Consider the following 17,610-nt stretch of genomic DNA (forward strand, 5'->3'; position numbering starts at 1 on the left):
ACAAGATTGGAGAAAAAGAGGAGCAAAAGTGTAATCTACCCCTCTAGTCCTGACTAGAATTTTATCGATTTAACGGGCTAAATAATTACCAAAATTGCGATTAGGCTCTAAAACCGCTTGGCTGCCCTTGAGGCTGAACTTGTAACCACACAAACCGATGCTGCCACGACGAGCCAGATCAGTGATGATACTGGCGGTGTCCAGCGGCGTGAAACGCGCCTCCGTTGCCGAATCGTCCAGCAAGTCTACGCTGATAGTGCGATACTCAGTGCCATTATTAAACACCAGCGCACTACAACTCTTATCGCCCTTGGCCGTGGCAATAGACCACAGGTTTTGCGGCTTACCACGTTCACCTAACCAGCGAATAATTAACACATCTTGCTCTAACGCCACCGAAAAACCATCGGGCATATCTAAGGTCACACGATCGCTTGCAGCAATAGGCGCCGAGGGCACGATAGGAGCAGCCTCCTCATCCTGTGACTCATCACTATTGGGCCATAATCCCCAAACCAGTAAGACTAACAGCACGGCGCCAAGTCCACCGCCGACGGGCAACCAATAACGGCGCTCAAGCTTAGGTAATTTAGGCAACTTAATATAACGTCGATAAGGCGCGAAAAACTCGGCAACCCCTCTAAACAATTCAGTCATCGAGCCCGACTCTTTCGCCTCGGCGCGGCGACGACGCACTTCTTCAGCATGCTCTGTATCGTTAAAGGCTGCGGTATCTTCATCGGGATCGAAACGCCATACTGGCTCATCACTGTGCTCGGCAGGGTCGAGCGGTGCCCGTTTAAACTCCGCGCCCTTTAAATCGACTTGGGCTAAATCCACATCGGCGATGTCGATACGGGTTTGCTCGACTCGGCTCTGATTAGCAGGGCGAAAATCGGCGTGGCCCTCGAGTAACGCATCTTGCACGACAAAGTCAGCTGGATTTTGCGTCATTTTCGTTAACGCATCGAAACGCAGCTCATCTTGACGCAAGGCATCCAACTCGGCGTCCACAACGGGGGAAGCACTCGTAGGCACAGTATGAGAATAGGTTTCGGCCTCTGTCGATACCGGAATATCCGGCGCAGCATGGGAGACTGTGGCATTCTGTGCCGCAGCAGCCTTTGGTGTTAATACGGGCTCAACTCGGCGACGGGGAATAGCCTGCGAGGTAGGGGTATCTAATGCTGGGCCATAATAGCCCAAACGGTATTCCACTAACGTGGGAGAGGTTAAACGCGTGCCCCAAAAGGTCGCACCAGCGCCCAAGACCAGCCCTAGAATGGCGACTACGGGCGGCGCAGCCACTATATACAGCGCCAGTAAAATTAGTAGCGGCAGAATAAATACCGCAACCAAGGCCTTAGGCTTAGCCGCATCATTTAAACGGCGCAGCGCCGTAAGGGCGAGCAAAGGTAAGCCCACTAGCGCTAAAAGATACATTAAAAAGTTCGGCCCAAACGCGGCGACAGCCAGTGAAATGCCCAAATACACACCAACACTGATGGCCACAAAGCGGGGACGGGAATCACGCCCATGAAGGCAGAAAAGAGATTTTAACAGCACGACCCTTCCTTTATAGTGAAATTATCCTAGCGCACACGACTCTCAATGTCGCATAGGCACGAGCGTAACGAATTTAGCCGCAATTGTCAGTGCAATAAGGCGCTAGACGGATAAAAATGCCGATAATATCTATCTAAAACTAAATCAGGCTTAAATCTCGGGTCAACGGCTCTGTGTCTAAGCACGGTGATTTCAAACCTTGGCCCACGCAGTAACGGTGAAGAGTGAAATTCGCCAATCGGGACAACGTCCTTCAATAAAAACCGCCATAGACTACAATTGCCGACTAACTAGCCCTAGCGTTTTTAAGGTCAAAATCTGTATAATGCTCGGCTTTCTGGGCCCTTCTTGCGTTAACCAACTGGATATTTTGCTCATGACCGCACGCGGAAATTTATTTATTGTTTCAGCCCCGAGTGGTGCTGGTAAATCCTCGCTGATTTCGGCGCTGCTGAAAGACAAACCCGCCGACATGCAGGTTTCAGTGTCGCACACTACCCGTGCGCCTCGCCCCGGCGAAGTAAATGGTCAGCACTACCATTTTGTTAATGTTGAAGAATTTAAAGCACTGATCGCGCAAAATGCCTTTTTCGAGTGGGCCGAAGTCTTCGGTAACTACTATGGCACATCACGCCACGTCATTGAGCACACTTTGACCCAAGGTATCGATGTCTTCCTCGATATCGACTGGCAAGGCGCCCAGCAGGTTAAAGCCGTGATGCCAGAGGCCATTGGTGTATTTATTCTACCGCCCTCAAGGGATGAGCTAGAACGACGTCTCACAGGCCGTGGCCAAGACAGTGCTGATGTGATCGCTAGCCGTATGGCACAGGCGGTTTCTGAAATGTCGCACTATAAAGAATATGATTTTATTATCGTCAATGACGATTTTGACACAGCACTGGCGGATCTGCGGGCGATCATTCGCAGCCAACGCTTAACGGGTGCTAGTCAGATCCACGCGCAAAATGATATGCTTAACGATCTGTTGGCAGGCTAACTGCCTTAGTGTACAATTTTGCGTCATTTTTTCCCTAGATAAACTGGAGTTTCAACACATGGCTCGCGTAACTGTAGAAGACGCCGTAGAACAAATCGGCAACCGTTTTGATATGATCCTGGTTGCGGCGCGTCGTGCTCGCCAAATCGCCGTGCAGGGTAAAGACCCTATGGTTGAAGAGATGAACGACAAGCCAACGGTTATCGCCCTGCGTGAAATCGAACTAGGTTTAGTGAATGCTCACACTTTAGATGCTGACGAGCGTCAGTCTGTGCGTGAGCGCGAAGCTGCTGAAATCGCAGCTGTTGCCGCCATCGCTGAAGGCCGTTCACTATAAGTCTAATTGAGTCACACCTGTTTGGGTAAAGGAGAGCTGCCACTTGTATCTGTTTGAAGGTCTAAAGGAGTCTGCTTCCGGTTACTTAGAACCCGAACAGGTAGAATTGCTCAAGCAGGCGTACCAAGTTGCGCGTGATGCCCATGAAGGGCAAATGCGCACCAGCGGCGAACCTTATATTACCCATCCGGTTGCGGTTGCCCGCATCCTCGCCGAGATGCGTCTCGATCACGAGACGCTGATGGCGGCTTTGCTGCACGACACCATCGAAGATACCTATGTCACCAAAGAGGACTTGGCCGAACAATTTGGCGAAGCCGTGGCAGAGTTGGTTGAAGGGGTGTCCAAGCTCGACAAGCTGAAATTTCGCGATAAAAAAGAAGCCCAAGCGGAAAACTTTCGCAAAATGATGATGGCGATGACGCAGGATATCCGCGTTATTCTCATCAAGCTTGCCGACCGCACCCACAACATGCGTACCTTAGGTGCGTTGCGCCCCGATAAACGCCGCCGCATTGCCCGTGAAACCTTAGAGATTTACGCGCCAATTGCCAACCGACTCGGTATTCACAATATCAAGACTGAGTTAGAGGATTTAGGCTTCCAGGCCTATTATCCGATGCGCTATCGGGTGTTGAAGGAAGTGGTTAAAGCTGCCCGTGGCAATCGTAAAGAACTCATTCAAGGCATTGAGGCTGCGGTACTCACCCGCCTAAACGATGCGGGCATTAAAGGCAAAGTTAAAGGTCGCGAGAAAAACCTCTACTCCATCTATAACAAGATGCAGAGCAAGGAACTGCAGTTCCAAGAGGTGATGGATATCTACGCCTTTCGCGTCATCGTCGACTCCATCGATACTTGCTACCGCGTGCTCGGTGCCATGCACGGCCTGTATAAACCGCGTCCGGGTCGCTTTAAAGATTATATAGCTATCCCCAAAGCTAACGGTTATCAGTCGCTACATACCTCGTTATTCGGCCCCCACGGCGTGCCCGTCGAGATCCAAATTCGTACCGAAGATATGGATCAAATGGCCGACAAAGGGGTTGCAGCCCATTGGGCCTACAAAGGCGGCGCCGATGGCCAAGGCACCACCACGCAAGTGCGTGCCCGCAAGTGGATGCAAAGCTTGCTGGAACTGCAACAGAGCGCCAGCACTTCCTTCGAATTCGTGGAGAACGTCAAAACTGAACTCTTCCCCGAAGAGATTTACGTCTTTACCCCCGAAGGTCGCATTTTAGAATTACCGGTTAACGCCACCGCCGTCGACTTTGCCTATGAAGTCCACACCGATGTAGGTAATACCTGTGTCGGTGCCCGCGTTAACCGCCAAGCTTATCCGTTAAGCCAGCCATTAATCTCCGGTCAAACCGTTGAGATCATTACCGCCAAAGGCGCACGTCCGAATGCCGCTTGGCTTAACTTTGTGGTGACGGGTAAAGCCCGCGCCAAAATCCGCCAAGTGCTTAAGAGCCTAAAAGCAGATGATGCTATCGCCCTTGGCCGCCGCTTGCTTAACCATGCGCTGGGTAAAACCAAGCTCGATAGCATTCCTGCAGAGCAGATTGATAAAGTCGTGCGCGATACTAAGCACGCCAATTTAAATTCCTTACTCGCCGACATCGGCCTTGGCAATGCCATGAGCATAGTCATCGCCCAACGTTTGATTGGCGATAATTTAGAGAATCAAGAGAGCCGCGATTCTCACCTGATGCCAATCCGTGGCGCCGAAGGCATGTTAGTAACCTTCGCTAACTGTTGTCGCCCCATCCCAGGTGATGCGGTGATTGCCCACGTGAGCCAAGGTAAAGGCTTAGTCGTCCACATGGAAAACTGCGCTAACATTCGCGGTTACCAAGGCGAGCCAGATAAATACATTCCCGTACAGTGGGACAATGTCGAAGGCGTCGAGTATCAAGCTAATCTGCGGGTGGAAATTGTTAACCACCAAGGTGCGCTGGCGAAGATCACCTCGATTATCGCCGCCGAAGGCTCGAACATTCATAACCTTAGCACCGAAGAGCGCGATGGCCGCGTTTACTTGATTAACCTGCGGATTTCGGTGAAGGACAGGATCCATTTAGCTAACGTGATGCGCCGCATCCGGGTACTGCCCGAGGTGTTGCGTACATCCCGTAATCGTTGATCATTACTTTAGAGAGAGCGTCATGGCAGAAAAAATCATTATCGCGACCGAAAACGCCCCAGCGGCAATTGGCACTTATTCTCAAGCGGTTAAAGTCGGCAATACAGTGTATTTATCCGGCCAAATCCCACTGGTGCCAAGCACAATGCAAATCGTGAGCGATGATTTTGAGGCGCAGGTAGTGCAAGTGTTTGAAAACTTAACCGCCGTTTGTACCGCTGCTGGCGGCACAATCAACGATATCGTTAAGCTCAATATCTTCCTAACGGACTTAAGCCACTTCGCGAAAGTGAACGAAATCATGAGCCGTTACTTTAGCCAACCTTACCCTGCTCGCGCCGCTATCGGTGTGAAGCAACTGCCTAAGGATGCACAAGTCGAAATGGACGGCGTGATGGAGCTGTAAGCTTCCACCGATTTTACGAGGCGCTTAGGCGCCTTTTTTATTGCCTAATGCGCCCGCGGCTCCTGCTCTGACCTGTGATTAAGTTCATTTTCATTTCATACTCAAACGATAGGCTAGTCCGCCAATTTTAAGATTTTACAATCTTGCAAACTATTTGCGTGGCCTCACAAAACTCGCCATACTGGGCACCTATGTTGGGGTTAAAATAACAATAAAGAACAGGGAATTGCCTATGGATAATGCGATTAAGACGCCAATCGAAATGTTGGCGCACTGGGCGAATACACGTGGGGATGAAATCTATTTGCGCCAGCCCATCAAGGGTCAATACCTTGATTTCACGTGGAATGAAGTGCAAGAAAAAGTACAGCAACTCGCGGGTGCACTGCGCCATTTAGGCCTAGAGCCGGGCGATAAGATTGCCGTGCTCTCTAAAAACTGTGCCGAATGGTTTATTACCGACCTCGCCCTGATGCACGGCGGCTATATCAGCGTTCCCATCTACCCAACCGCCAATACAGATACTATCCGCTATGTGTTGCAACATAGTGGTGCCAAAGCGATTTTCCTCGGCAAGCTCGACCACTGGGCCGATCAAGAAGCCGGCGTCGGCGGCGAATTACTCCGCCTTGCCATGCCCTATGAGACCATGCCGGCTCAATATCAATGGGAACAACTGCTCAAGATGGGCAACCCTTTGATTGAAGCGCCGTTACCTGAGCCAGATCAGACCATGACGCTGATTTACACCTCTGGCTCAACGGGCCAACCTAAGGGCGCGATTCAAACGTTTGCCAGCTATGGCTGGACTTGCCAAGCGGTGGTACGCGATCTGCGTACCAATGGCAACGACAGATTATTGTCCTACTTACCGTTAGCGCATATTACCGAGCGTGTGGCGATCGAAGGCTCGTCTTTCTATTCCGGCAGTACCGTCGCCTTCGTCGAAAGCTTAGACTCCTTCGTTGCCGATGTGCAGCGCGCTAAACTGACGGTGTTTTTCTCGGTTCCACGGCTATGGAGCCTGTTCCAGAAGAACATTATCGACAAGATTGGTGTTGGCAAACTCAATCTACTGCTTAAGATCCCACTGATTAGCAGCCTAGTAAAACACAAGATCCACAAAGGGTTAGGACTCAGCCATTGCCGCTTACTCGGCTCTGGCTCGGCGCCTATTCCGCCTTCACTCATTCATTGGTACCACAGCATTGGCTTGGATATTTGTGAAGCCTGGGGCATGACGGAAAACTGTGCTTACTCCATCATCAACTACCCCTTCGATGCGCGTAAAATTGGCACTGTGGGTAAACCTGTGCAGGATTGCCAAATCCGCCAAGGTGAAGACGGCGAACTGCTGCTGAAGAGTCCCGGCCTGATGACGGCCTATTATCTGCAACCCGAAGCGACAGCGGCGGCCTTCGATCCCGATGGTTTCTTCCATACTGGCGATCTCTGTGCCATCGATGCCGATGGTTGCGTGACTATTACCGGTCGGGTGAAGGACAACTTTAAAACCGCCAAGGGTAAATATGTCGCCCCAGTACCCATTGAACGTAAGCTCGCGCAGGATCCCCATGTGGAGCTGATTTGCGTCATTGGTTCAGGCCTGCCGCATCCCGTCGCATTAGTGCAACTTTCCGAGGGTGCGACCTTACAAGCCCGCGAAGAAGTTCGCGCATCCTTAAAAGCCACCCTCGATAGCGTGAACCCACATTTAGAGTCCCATGAGCATGTGGATGCGATTGTGGTCGTGAACGAGCCTTGGACCATCGAAAACGATGTGTTAACTCCGACGCTGAAGATCAAACGTCATGTGCTGGAGAAAGCATTTAGTGAGCGTGTCGACGGTATTCGCGGCGCGCAAGTGCGCTGGGAAGATGAGTTATCTGCAAAATAATCCATCGAATCTTTAAGTAATGACATTCACCTCTAAAGCACACCTTTTCGGTGTGCTTTTTTATGACATATTCTGTCAAAACGCTTGAAAAACACGTATCATGTGCGCCTGTCAGCGTAAGGTGATACACCTTAAATCAATTCACTCAATCAGGTTTAACAGAGTCTAAAATGCTCATTGCACTTTCAATTATCGGCGGCTTTATCATTTTAACCTTAGGCGCAGAAGCCTTAGTCCGCGGCGCGAGCTCTATCGCCCTACGTCTTGGCATCACGCCCCTCATCATCGGCTTAACCATTGTTGCCTTTGGTACCAGCGCGCCCGAACTTGCGGTGAGTGTAAAGTCAGCACTGGCGGGCAATAGCGGCATTGCACTGGGTAACGTGATTGGCTCTAACATTGCCAACATTGGTTTGATTTTGGCGATAACTGCGCTTATTCGCCCGATTCAAGTACAGTCACAAATGGTAAGACGGGATATCCCCTTGATGATCCTCGCCTCTATGCTGTTTTGGGGATTGTTATTTGATGGCGAACTCAGCCTGATTGACGGCGTGATCTTATTGTCACTGCTTGTTGGCTACCTCGTATTCAGCTATTTCAGCTCGAAAAATACCACAGATGCCGACGGCGAAATCATCGAAGAAGGCCCTAAAAACCCATTACTATCAGTGGCATTTATTGTCGTGGGTATCAGCATGTTAGTCGGTGGCGGGATTTTATTTGTGAATGGCGCGGTCGATTTAGCCAAGGTATTTGGCGTGAGCGAAGTTATTATCGGCTTAACCATTGTCGCTATCGGCACCAGTATGCCAGAGTTAGTGACCTCTGTTTTAGCGGCGCTCAAAGGTGAAAGCGATATCGCTATCGGTAACGTAGTCGGCTCTAATCTATTCAATATTTTAGGTATTTTAGGTGTAACTGCGATTGTGCACCCAGTTTCGGCACTAGGTTTCCAATCCTTCGACTTTATCGTGATGCTCGCCTTAGCCGTGGTGATTTTACCCTTCGCTTGGTCAGGTCTGCGTATCGGTCGCCGTGAAGGCGCCACGCTGCTTGTCGCTTACTTAGGTTACATGGTGTACCTCGTCAACCAAGCCAGCACCCAAGCGGTCGTATAACGCGCTGCGCCTCTTACAAAACACCGGAGCTTCTCCGGTGTTTTGCTTTTAGGCTTAAGACATGACATTTGTCATGCCCAATTGATGACCTTTGTGCCTGCACTCAGGCCAAGGTATTTCTGATAATGAAGCCGTTCCCAAGCAATGGGTTATCACTTCAATAAGGAAATACCATGAAAACATTCTTACTATTATCAAGTCTTGCCCTCGCCTGCGCCCCTGTATTCGCGGCTTCCAACTCGAGCTCAAATATCGCTGCAATAGACAAAGCGGCAAGCACCTTGAATATCGAAAAATTGCAACAGCTCAGCACAACAACGCAGGATTACGAAGCGGCTTATGCCAACTACCGCTTAGCCATCAGCGCCAATGTGATGGGACAAAAAACCTTAGCGGATCAGGCCTTAACCTCAGCGCAAACTAGCTTAGAAGCCCTCAACAATACTCAAGCCGATGCCGAATCCCTCGCGCTATTATCATCCGTGTATGGCATGCAAATAGCCTTGGACAACAGTAAAGGTGCCGAGCTTGGGATTAAATCCGCCAATGTCATCGCCCAAGCCGAACAGCTGGCACCGCTTAACCCGCGGGTGGCATTAGTGAAAGCAATTGCCGCCTATAATACGCCCGCCATGTTTGGTGGCAGCATGCAGCATGCAAAGACCCTCGCCAGCAGCGCCATTGAGCGGTTTAATCAACCTTGCGAGAACATTTGCTGGGGTGAGGCAGAGGCTTACACTTGGCGCGGACTCGCAAAACAGGAGTTAGGTGACGCCCAAGGGGCTATCGAAGATTGGCAACAGGCACTGCAAGTGGAAAAAGATTATGGTTGGGCTAAGTTTTTACTTCAACAAAATCAGCAAATAAGTGCAAAATAACCCCAGAACAGGCAAAAGGATTGGCTGACGTTTGCGGCCAATCCTGCCATCGGTAGCCAGCTATTGGCCTTAGGCGAAGCGTTATGACTCAACACTCAGTGCAAATAGAACAAAAAATCGCATGGGTTTACCTGATAAATTTGGCGTTTTATCTGATCCCGCTGTTTGTCACGCCCTATCCGAGCTGGCAGATAGGACTCATTTTAGCCGTACTTATTCCCTTTATTTACAGCTACTTTTGGGCCTATCGCTGCCATACTCGAGTGGCTTATCGACCCATCAGCGTCATGCTATTGTTGGCGATTGCCATCACCCCCATCAATCCTGGTTCTATTTCTCTCTTTACCTTTGCCAGTTTCTTTATTGGCTTCTTCTATCCGCTCAGGGTCAGCCTGTTAAGTTGGTTTGGGATTTTGGTTTTACTGTTCCTACTCAACCACTTTAGCCAGTTCAATAATCTGTATTTCCCAGTGTATGGCTCGGCGTTAGTTTTCGGCGTTGGCATGCTGGGGATTGCCGAGCAAAAACGTTATCAGCATAGATTGAAGGAGCGACAAAGCGCGCAGGAGATCAGCACCTTAGCGACCATGGTTGAACGGGAGCGTATCGCCAGAGACTTGCACGATATCATGGGGCACAGTCTGTCATCGATTGCCCTAAAAGCTGAACTGGCCGAAAAACTGCTCGCCAAACAAGAATATCAATTAGCGACCACTCAGCTGCAAGAGCTAGGACAAATTGCCCGGGAGAGCTTGAGCCAAATAAGGCATACGGTCTCAGATTATAAACATAAAGGGTTGGCCAGCTGCGTCACCCAGTTATGTAACGCCCTAAGGGACAAGGGCATCGCGGTGGAGCTACTAGGCGAGTTGCCCAAATTGTCCGCCAGAGCAGAGAGTCAACTCGGTTTAGTGTTAACCGAGCTGGTGAATAATATTCTGCGCCACAGCAGCGCCAGCCAATGCCGCATTCAGTTTCGCAAGCAAGCCGATAGCCTTATCGTCGACGTGCAAGATAACGCCCCAACAAGCCCTATTATCGAGGGTAACGGCCTCACAGGGATCCGCGAGCGGCTCGCTAGCCTTGGGGGACATTTAAGCTATGATCTTGAACAGGGATACGCCTTTAGCGTCAGTTTACCTTTGCAGGGAGCAACAGATTAATGCACATTCTTCTCGCGGAAGATCAGGCCATGGTGCGCGGCGCGCTCGCAGCACTGTTAACCCTAGCGGGCGGTTTTACCATTACCCAAGCCAGCAATGGCGATGAAGCCTTAAACCTGCTGAAACAACAGCATTTCGATCTACTGCTAACAGATATCGAAATGCCGGGAAGAACAGGTTTGGAGTTGGCAACTTGGCTAAAAGAACAGCATAGCCATACCAAAGTTGTCGTTATTACCACCTTTGGCCGCGCAGGTTATATAAAACGCGCCATTGAAGCAGGCGTGGGTGGCTTTTTACTGAAAGATGCGCCCTCGGAAACCTTAGTCCATGCCATTCAACAAGTGATTGCGGGTAAGCGGATTATCGATCCTGAACTGGCAATCATGGCGATTGGCGATGTCGACCCCCTCAATGATAAAGAGCGCCGCGCCCTACGTTTTGCCAGTGAAGGCAAATCCACCGCCGAGATAGCCGAGATGCTGTTTATTGCCGAAGGCACGGTACGCAACTATTTATCCGAAGCCATTGCCAAACTCAATGCGAGCAACCGAATCGATGCCGCCCGCATCGCCAAGCAAAAAGGTTGGTTATAGCTCTGCTAGTTGTCATAAATGCAGTAAATGCGGTCGAATTTTCCTAAGGCTAAATCATCCCGGTGGATAATAAAATTCAACTGCATCGAGTGCTCACTATAGACTGCTTTGAACAGCACCAGATAATCTTCAGCATTGCCGCCTAATTCAGCCGCAGCGTGGAGTTCGGGGGCTTTATAGCGGCTATCACCATGGCCATTAATGCTGGCGATACCATTGTAATACGGCAGCGGCTGCTCGGGGAGCAGCAATGCCCGAAAGTTGGATGACTGCCAGTCGGTATTAGCCCATTGCGATTGAGTGAGAATCTGACCAGGGATAAACCCGTGCTCATTCAATTGTATCAGCTCATAGCCCTTGAGCTGATCTTGCCACTCAGGTACCAATTCATCATCCACAACCGCTAGGGCCTCCAGCACCATAGCTTGTTGCGGTTCCGGTAGCGCTTGTAAACGGGCCTTGGCTAACCTTACTAAATGCGGGTTGTCACTATTAATCATGTCAGGGGCTATCATCTTTATGCTGGCTATTCCCTGAAGTTGATAAGCCGCTTCATACTCATAGTTTGCACATACAGCATCGTCGAACTTAGGTTCGGCAATCGCTTTGCCAGACTTCAGTAGCAGATCTTCAGCGACATAATAGACATGGCCGCGAAGCATTTCCGAGAATCGCCAGCGCTCCAAAAAGAACAACAATCGCCCTTCTCGGGGCAAATAAGATTGAAACGCCTTCAGGTCGCTACAGTTGAGCTGTGCAATAAATTGCATGGGCACACGGAAGGCCTGCGCCGCCTCGTCCCAGTCCCAATCCTGCGACCAACAATAATGCTCCTCGATATACTCGCGAGTGTGGTCGAATTCCTCAGCGTAAGCATCCAGCATCTCCAATCGCCCAACCAGAGTCACCGGATAATCCATGCCGACAGGCAAATCTGGCAATCCACCTAGTCGGCTGTTACCTAACTGGGCATAGTCTTCGTCTGCACAGGGATAGAGGTCGACACTACTGCGAATAAACGCCGAAAGAACGTTGGCAAGCTTGGGGTCTTTAAACTGTGCCAGCTTTTGCTCGAGTAGCTGCTGACGAATGGGGGAATTTTCTGCTAACAACATATCCATATTAACCTCACTGCTCCAATATTAGCTTTTTATCATTTCTATCAAATATTTGCTATCGCTTAACCGTTCAAACTGCCAACGCTGTCACGCTAACACTAACGCCTGAGTCAGCCGCTTGCGGCTCTGGCGAACAACGGCCAAGTGAATTGAAAACCCTTAGGCGAATTACTGCTACACTCAAATTCTGCGCAAAAAGATCAACAAAAGGATTTGTTTATGGCGATAGCCTGCGTGCATACCCGAGCCAGTTGCGGTGTTGAGGCTCCAGAAGTCATAGTGGAAGTGCATCTCAGTAATGGGCTGCCCGCCTTTAATCTGGTGGGCTTACCCGAAGCCTCGGTCAAAGAAGCGCGCGAGCGTGTACGCAGCGCTTTGATCAATGCGGGATTTGAATTCCCCATGCGGCGGATAACGGTTAATCTCGCGCCGGCGGACTTACCTAAACAAGGAGGTCGTTACGATTTGCCCATCGCCATAGGCATTCTGGCGGCTTCGGAGCAAATCCCCGCCAGCAGCCTTAAAAACACCGAATTTGTCGGCGAGCTCGCGCTCTCGGGGCAGATACGCCATTGCCAAGGATTACTGCCCGCCATCATTGCGGCTAAACGCCATAATAATCAGTTAATTCTTCCCTTAGAGAATCGCCACGATGCCGAGCTTGTGGGCTATCACGGGGTCTATTTTGCTTCCCATTTGCAAAGCCTAGCCGCATTTCTCCACGGACAAGCGCCATTGCCTATGCTTGAGCAACAGCTCGAATGGATTAGCGATGAGGCGCCAACCACCCAGCCTTGCCTGAGCGATGTCATAGGCCAGTATCAAGCTAAACAGGCCCTCGAAATCGCCGCGGCCGGAAACCATAACCTGTTGATGCTCGGCCCGCCAGGCACGGGTAAAACCATGTTAGCCAGCCGAATTATGGCGCTACTGCCCATACTCAATTATGAAGAGGCATTAGAGGTCGCCGCCATCCATTCGGTGGCGGGCATTAATATCAAACCGCAGGATTTTCTAAAGCGGCCATTTCGTGCGCCGCACCATACCAGTTCATCCATCTCCTTGGTCGGCGGAGGCAGCATTCCTAAACCGGGGGAAATCTCCCTCGCCCATCGCGGCGTGTTATTTTTAGATGAAGTCGCCGAATTCCCTCGTAAGGTACTCGATTGCCTGCGTGAACCCATGGAAACGGGCGAAGTAGTGATCTCCCGCGCCGCCGCTAAGTTAACCTTTTTGAGCCGCTTTCAGTTGATCGCCGCCATGAATCCCAGTCCCAGCGGCGATATTGAAGGGACGAACCGCGCCACACCCGATCAGGTTCAGCGTTATCTCGCTAGACTCTCGGGTCCTTTTTTAGATAGATTCGACCTCACCATCGAAGTCCCCAAACTCCCCGCGGGCACACTCGCACAACCAACAACGACCGGCGAAACCAGTGATGAAATCGCCAAACGCGTCAAACGCGCCCGCGATATTCAACTCGCTAGGGCAGGCGTGCTCAACAGTGAACTCTCGGGAAAACAGCTCAAGCAATTCGGCGGCCTTAGCGACGCCGATTTAGGCTTTTTAGAGCAGAGTGTCGTTAAGCTCGGGTTATCCGTTCGCAGTTTCCATCGCATTCAACGTGTTGCCCGCACCATTGCCGATTTGGAACAAACCCCCAATACCGAACGGCGCCACCTCGCCCAAGCCTTAGGTTATCGTGCCATGGACAAGCTGTTAGCTCGCTTATCCCAGCAGTATTGAGGCTCAAAATGTTAACAAATGCCCCGACCAGCTGCCGTAAGATTGAGCCAAACGCCGACACCGAGTAACATAGGCCTCCAATTTTTATCAGGAGGCACTAATGGGGACGCTGTTTTCACAATTAAAAGGCTGCATTGCCTTCTTAGGCTATGTCGTGAATACCTTGTTTTGGGTGATACCTATAGTGCTCGGCAGCCTGATAAAGCTTATCCCTCTGCCACCACTGAGAACGGCCATCAGCTACTTTCTCGACTTTTGCGCGAGTGCCTGGATCAGCGTCAATGGCGTGATTGAACGAGTGCTGCACCCAGTCGACGTCGAACTCACGGGTGACACCCAATTCTCGACCAAAGAATGGTATATGGTGATTGCTAACCATCAGTCATGGGTAGATATTTTAATCCTGCAACGGGTGTTTAACCGCCGCATTCCCTTCCTGAAGTTCTTCCTCAAACAGGAACTGCTTTATGTACCAGTATTAGGACTCGCGTGGTGGGCATTAGATTTTCCCTTTATGCGCCGCTATAGCACTGCACAGCTGAAGAAAAATCCAAAGCTTAAGGGCAAAGATATTGAAATTACACGTAAAGCCTGCGCGAAATTTAAGACAAAACCCGTCAGTGTGATGAACTTTGTCGAGGGCACGCGCTTTACTAAGGCTAAACATAAAAAGCAAAACTCACAGTTCCAACATCTGTTAAAACCCAAAGCGGGCGGCATGGCCTTCGCGCTATCGGCGATGGGAGAACAGATCCACAAGTTAGTGGATGTTGCGATTTACTACCCAGGCCCAGTTCCTAGCTTTTGGGACTACCTGACAGGCAAGCTGCCAAAGGTTAAAGTACACATCAAAGTGAGTGATATCGCGCCGGACATGCGTGGCGACTACATGAATGACCGTGATTTCAAAATTGGCTTCCAAGAACAATTGAACGACATTTGGCTCGCTAAAGACCAAGTGCTCAGCCAACTGGCTGGCCAAGCGGACCAAGAAGTAAGGTAAAACCTCTATGTTGAATTTCCTTCCCGGCCCAGTGCTGTTTATTCTCAGTCTGAGCCTGCTGATCATTAACACCGCCCTTTGGGGAACCTTGGTTTGCCTCGGTGGTGTAGTGAAAATGCTGATGCCTGTCCCAAGTGCTCGCAACGCCGTGACCGCACTGATGAACCGTTTTATGTGGGCATGGGCGAGCTGCAATGGTGGCATTTTATATTTGATTGCCAAAATCGAGTGGGATGTCCAAGGCCTCGAAGGACTGGATAAAAACGGCTGGTACTTGTTGATCAGTAACCACCTCAGTGGCTTTGATATTGCCGCGCAGACTTACCTACTGCGTAACCATATTCCTATGCTGAAGTTCTTCCTCAAAAAAGAGCTGATCTATGTGCCTATTATGGGCCTAGGTTGCTGGGCGCTCGACATGCCCTTTATGGACAGAACCAGCCCGGCAAAACTCAAGAAAAATCCAAAGCTTAAAGGTAAAGATTTAGCCACGACTCGCCGCGCCTGTGAGAAGTTTAAAAATATGCCCACCTCGATCATTAACTATGTTGAGGGCAGCCGCTTTACCGAAGACAAGCGCAAGCGTCAGGATTCACCTTACCGCCATTTACTGCGTCCTAAGGCGGGCGGTATTGCCTTTACCCTGTCGGCCATGGGTGAGCAATTTACCAATCTGTTGGATGTGACCTTAGTGTATCCCGATGCACCGGATGATGTGTTATTCGGCGTGATGAACGGCAAAGTGCGCAAGATAGTAGTGCGAGTTCGCGCCTTACCTGTGCCGCAAGTCGATGCGACTCGCTACTTTGCCGAATCCGAGTACCGCGTCGAGTTTCAGCGTTGGTTAAACCAAATTTGGGTCGAGAAGGACGAGCAAATCGATGCGCTATTACTGCAACATCGACAGCTCACGGATAGCGCCACCAGCACCCACACACAGCTCCACTGATACAGATTTACGAATACAGCTTCACTAAAGTAAAGTGAGTCGATAGCGGGTTAGGCTTACCTAGCCCGTTATTCCGCCTCAAGCTGTGCCAGCCTCGTTGCCGCTTGCGCTAATTCCGTTTCATTAAACACACTCACACCCGCCGCCTGCAGTAATTCCGCCGTTATTCCCTGACCTGCGATTAAACGTTTACTGAAGGTGCCATCATAAATATGTTGATTGCCACAGGAAGGACTACGCGCCTTTAAAATCGCAATCTTAATACCTTGATCCTGAGCCAGAGCAAGCGCCTTTTGTGCCCCCAGCCTAAAGGCCGCAGTCACATCTTCTCCCTGCGCCGTTAGCACTAGCTCGCCGACACGTTCGGCCGCAGGCCTTGGTGTGGGTAATCCGCCCGCACATTCAGGACAAAACGCCACTATGCGGCCTTCTCGCTGCCATCGCTGCATCCACTCGTCTTGCAGCAGATTATGACCGCCATCATAACGTACCGCCTGCCCAAGCAAACAACTGCTAATGAGGATTTTCTCCATCCTGCCCCCCCTAATGCCTTAACCCCGAGAGCCTTAACCCTGTGAGTGCCAACCAATACCTTCTCAGCATTGTACTCAATAAGTCGCAATGGGGTAAAAGCTGCGTTTTATTGCACTATCGGCTCACACGCCAAACTCAAAATTGTCGACAATTATTAATTATCAAATAGAGAAGATAAAATTATTAAAATCAATAAAAATACAAAATAACAAACAAATACAACTACTAAACATTTAAAAGGCAAAAATATAGACTTACGTCTAAGTAAACACATTGTTGACAATAAACTTTAACAGGACTATTTTTACCCATTATCGACAATCCAGCAATCAACGAGTGATGCGAAGTATGTTGAAGCAAGAGACCATATTCCCCACAGATGACACCCCAAGCTCAGTGGCCCATGCCGCGACGAGCCCAACGAATAAGGTGAAATCCCTCGCCAGCGAAAAATCGTCGACCACCTTAGCCGATCAAATTTTGGTGCAAATACAAACCAGCATCATCAAGGGTGAACTGCCTGCTGGCAGTAAGATCAACGAGCAAGCCCTAGCCGAAAAATATGGCATCAGCCGCGGCCCGACCCGCGAAGCGCTGCAAACCTTAGAAAGACAACGTCTCGTTGTCCGCGCCCCCCATGTCGGTGCCCGTGTTGCTCAACTGACTGTGAGCGAGTTAAACGATTTATATCAATTACGTAGTGTGCTCGAAGGCATGGCCTGCGAACTTGCTGCCAGCCGTATTACCCCAGAGCAGCTAGCCAAGTTAGAAGACCTGCTCGCCGTGCAAGAAACCGCGCTGGCCAATGGCGATACCTATTTCCAAGAGGAAGGCGATGTCGACTTCCACTATCAAATTATCCAAGCCAGCGGCAATAAGCATCTGCAAGAAACCTTAATTGGCGGGCTATACCATCTGCTGCGGATGTATCGCTATCAGTGCACCAATAAGAACCGCCCAGTAAAAGCCATTGCCGAACATAGACGTATCGTCGAGGCCATCGCCCAGCGTGATGGCGAACTCGCCAGTCTGTTGATGCGTCGCCATATAGAGCAAGGCCGTAAAAATACCGAATTACGCTTGATTGAATTACAAGCTAACGCCGCCGCGAAAGAAACCTTAGCCAATATTAACTAAGGCGTTGCGGCCC

General features: G+C 50.3%; 16 protein-coding genes. 13 read left to right on the plus strand and 3 right to left on the minus strand.

Annotated features, from left to right (window positions below):
* Positions 1-69: 69 nt before the first annotated feature.
* Positions 70-1,566: a hypothetical protein gene (locus N7386_RS19760; RefSeq protein WP_279770551.1), complete on the minus strand. Its 1,497-nt coding sequence runs from the start codon at positions 1,564-1,566 to the stop codon at positions 70-72.
* Between the two features lie 376 nt (positions 1,567-1,942).
* On the opposite strand from N7386_RS19760, the gene gmk reads away from it, so the two are divergent.
* From gmk to N7386_RS19805, 9 genes are all read left to right on the plus strand, one after another.
* Positions 1,943-2,566, plus strand: a complete 624-nt coding sequence (gene gmk / locus N7386_RS19765) for a guanylate kinase (protein ID WP_220056718.1) — start codon at positions 1,943-1,945, stop codon at positions 2,564-2,566.
* A gap of 58 nt (positions 2,567-2,624) precedes the next feature.
* Positions 2,625-2,903, plus strand: a complete 279-nt coding sequence (rpoZ, locus tag N7386_RS19770) for a DNA-directed RNA polymerase subunit omega (protein ID WP_011624339.1) — start codon at positions 2,625-2,627, stop codon at positions 2,901-2,903.
* Between the two features lie 43 nt (positions 2,904-2,946).
* The gene (spoT, locus tag N7386_RS19775; RefSeq protein WP_011624879.1) at positions 2,947-5,049 is read left to right on the plus strand and encodes a bifunctional GTP diphosphokinase/guanosine-3',5'-bis pyrophosphate 3'-pyrophosphohydrolase; all 2,103 of its coding nucleotides are present in this window, start codon (positions 2,947-2,949) and stop codon (positions 5,047-5,049) included.
* A 22-nt stretch (positions 5,050-5,071) separates the two neighbouring features.
* The gene (locus N7386_RS19780) at positions 5,072-5,455 is read left to right on the plus strand and encodes a RidA family protein (RefSeq protein ID WP_011624341.1); all 384 of its coding nucleotides are present in this window, start codon (positions 5,072-5,074) and stop codon (positions 5,453-5,455) included.
* A 232-nt stretch (positions 5,456-5,687) separates the two neighbouring features.
* Positions 5,688-7,352 (plus strand): AMP-binding protein, encoded by a 1,665-nt coding sequence (locus N7386_RS19785; RefSeq protein ID WP_279770555.1) that lies wholly within the window; start codon positions 5,688-5,690, stop codon positions 7,350-7,352.
* 170 nt (positions 7,353-7,522) lie between these two features.
* On the plus strand, positions 7,523-8,473 hold the full coding sequence (locus N7386_RS19790; protein ID WP_279770556.1) for a calcium/sodium antiporter: 951 nt from the start codon (positions 7,523-7,525) through the stop codon (positions 8,471-8,473).
* 173 nt (positions 8,474-8,646) lie between these two features.
* Positions 8,647-9,351, plus strand: coding sequence for a hypothetical protein (locus N7386_RS19795; protein WP_279770558.1), 705 nt, complete (start codon positions 8,647-8,649; stop codon positions 9,349-9,351).
* 83 nt (positions 9,352-9,434) lie between these two features.
* Entirely contained in the window at positions 9,435-10,514 is a 1,080-nt protein-coding gene (locus tag N7386_RS19800) for a sensor histidine kinase (RefSeq protein WP_279770560.1), read from the plus strand.
* Complete coding sequence (locus tag N7386_RS19805; protein ID WP_011624346.1) at positions 10,514-11,110, plus strand: response regulator transcription factor; 597 nt, start codon at positions 10,514-10,516, stop codon at positions 11,108-11,110. The genes N7386_RS19800 and N7386_RS19805 overlap by 1 nt, the downstream gene beginning before the upstream one ends.
* A 5-nt stretch (positions 11,111-11,115) precedes the next feature.
* On the opposite strand, the gene N7386_RS19810 is transcribed toward N7386_RS19805, so the two are convergent.
* A complete protein-coding gene (locus N7386_RS19810) occupies positions 11,116-12,231 on the minus strand; it encodes a DUF1963 domain-containing protein (protein ID WP_279770562.1) in 1,116 nt (371 codons plus the stop codon).
* A gap of 216 nt (positions 12,232-12,447) precedes the next feature.
* Between N7386_RS19810 and N7386_RS19815 the strand changes: the two genes are divergently transcribed.
* The 3 genes from N7386_RS19815 to N7386_RS19825 all read left to right on the plus strand — a co-directional run bounded on the left by N7386_RS19815 (position 12,448) and on the right by N7386_RS19825 (position 15,926).
* On the plus strand, positions 12,448-13,974 hold the full coding sequence (locus tag N7386_RS19815; RefSeq protein WP_279770564.1) for a YifB family Mg chelatase-like AAA ATPase: 1,527 nt from the start codon (positions 12,448-12,450) through the stop codon (positions 13,972-13,974).
* 100 nt (positions 13,975-14,074) lie between these two features.
* On the plus strand, positions 14,075-14,977 hold the full coding sequence (locus tag N7386_RS19820) for an acyltransferase (RefSeq protein ID WP_088212274.1): 903 nt from the start codon (positions 14,075-14,077) through the stop codon (positions 14,975-14,977).
* Positions 14,978-14,984: 7 nt separating this feature from the next.
* On the plus strand, positions 14,985-15,926 hold the full coding sequence (locus N7386_RS19825; protein ID WP_086903039.1) for an acyltransferase: 942 nt from the start codon (positions 14,985-14,987) through the stop codon (positions 15,924-15,926).
* A gap of 68 nt (positions 15,927-15,994) precedes the next feature.
* Here N7386_RS19825 and N7386_RS19830 read toward each other — a convergent pair whose 3' ends face one another.
* On the minus strand, positions 15,995-16,459 hold the full coding sequence (locus tag N7386_RS19830) for a DUF523 domain-containing protein (protein ID WP_279770568.1): 465 nt from the start codon (positions 16,457-16,459) through the stop codon (positions 15,995-15,997).
* A gap of 349 nt (positions 16,460-16,808) precedes the next feature.
* Between N7386_RS19830 and N7386_RS19835 the strand changes: the two genes are divergently transcribed.
* Positions 16,809-17,597, plus strand: coding sequence for a GntR family transcriptional regulator (locus tag N7386_RS19835; protein WP_088212271.1), 789 nt, complete (start codon positions 16,809-16,811; stop codon positions 17,595-17,597).
* Positions 17,598-17,610 lie beyond the last annotated feature (13 nt).

Origin of the sequence: Shewanella sp. GD04112, from assembly GCF_029835735.1 — a bacterium.
Classification (GTDB): domain Bacteria; phylum Pseudomonadota; class Gammaproteobacteria; order Enterobacterales; family Shewanellaceae; genus Shewanella.

Coding starts and splice junctions, on each gene's coding strand:
- gmk (WP_220056718.1), top strand. CDS start 1,943: ATGACCGCACGCGGAAATTTATTTATTGTTTCAGCCCCGAGTGGTGCT.
- rpoZ (WP_011624339.1), top strand. CDS start 2,625: ATGGCTCGCGTAACTGTAGAAGACGCCGTAGAACAAATCGGCAACCGT.
- N7386_RS19780 (WP_011624341.1), top strand. CDS start 5,072: ATGGCAGAAAAAATCATTATCGCGACCGAAAACGCCCCAGCGGCAATT.
- N7386_RS19785 (WP_279770555.1), top strand. CDS start 5,688: ATGGATAATGCGATTAAGACGCCAATCGAAATGTTGGCGCACTGGGCG.
- N7386_RS19790 (WP_279770556.1), top strand. CDS start 7,523: ATGCTCATTGCACTTTCAATTATCGGCGGCTTTATCATTTTAACCTTA.
- N7386_RS19795 (WP_279770558.1), top strand. CDS start 8,647: ATGAAAACATTCTTACTATTATCAAGTCTTGCCCTCGCCTGCGCCCCT.
- N7386_RS19800 (WP_279770560.1), top strand. CDS start 9,435: ATGACTCAACACTCAGTGCAAATAGAACAAAAAATCGCATGGGTTTAC.
- N7386_RS19805 (WP_011624346.1), top strand. CDS start 10,514: ATGCACATTCTTCTCGCGGAAGATCAGGCCATGGTGCGCGGCGCGCTC.
- N7386_RS19810 (WP_279770562.1), bottom strand. CDS start 12,231: ATGGATATGTTGTTAGCAGAAAATTCCCCCATTCGTCAGCAGCTACTC.
- N7386_RS19815 (WP_279770564.1), top strand. CDS start 12,448: ATGGCGATAGCCTGCGTGCATACCCGAGCCAGTTGCGGTGTTGAGGCT.
- N7386_RS19820 (WP_088212274.1), top strand. CDS start 14,075: ATGGGGACGCTGTTTTCACAATTAAAAGGCTGCATTGCCTTCTTAGGC.
- N7386_RS19825 (WP_086903039.1), top strand. CDS start 14,985: ATGTTGAATTTCCTTCCCGGCCCAGTGCTGTTTATTCTCAGTCTGAGC.
- N7386_RS19830 (WP_279770568.1), bottom strand. CDS start 16,459: ATGGAGAAAATCCTCATTAGCAGTTGTTTGCTTGGGCAGGCGGTACGT.
- N7386_RS19835 (WP_088212271.1), top strand. CDS start 16,809: ATGTTGAAGCAAGAGACCATATTCCCCACAGATGACACCCCAAGCTCA.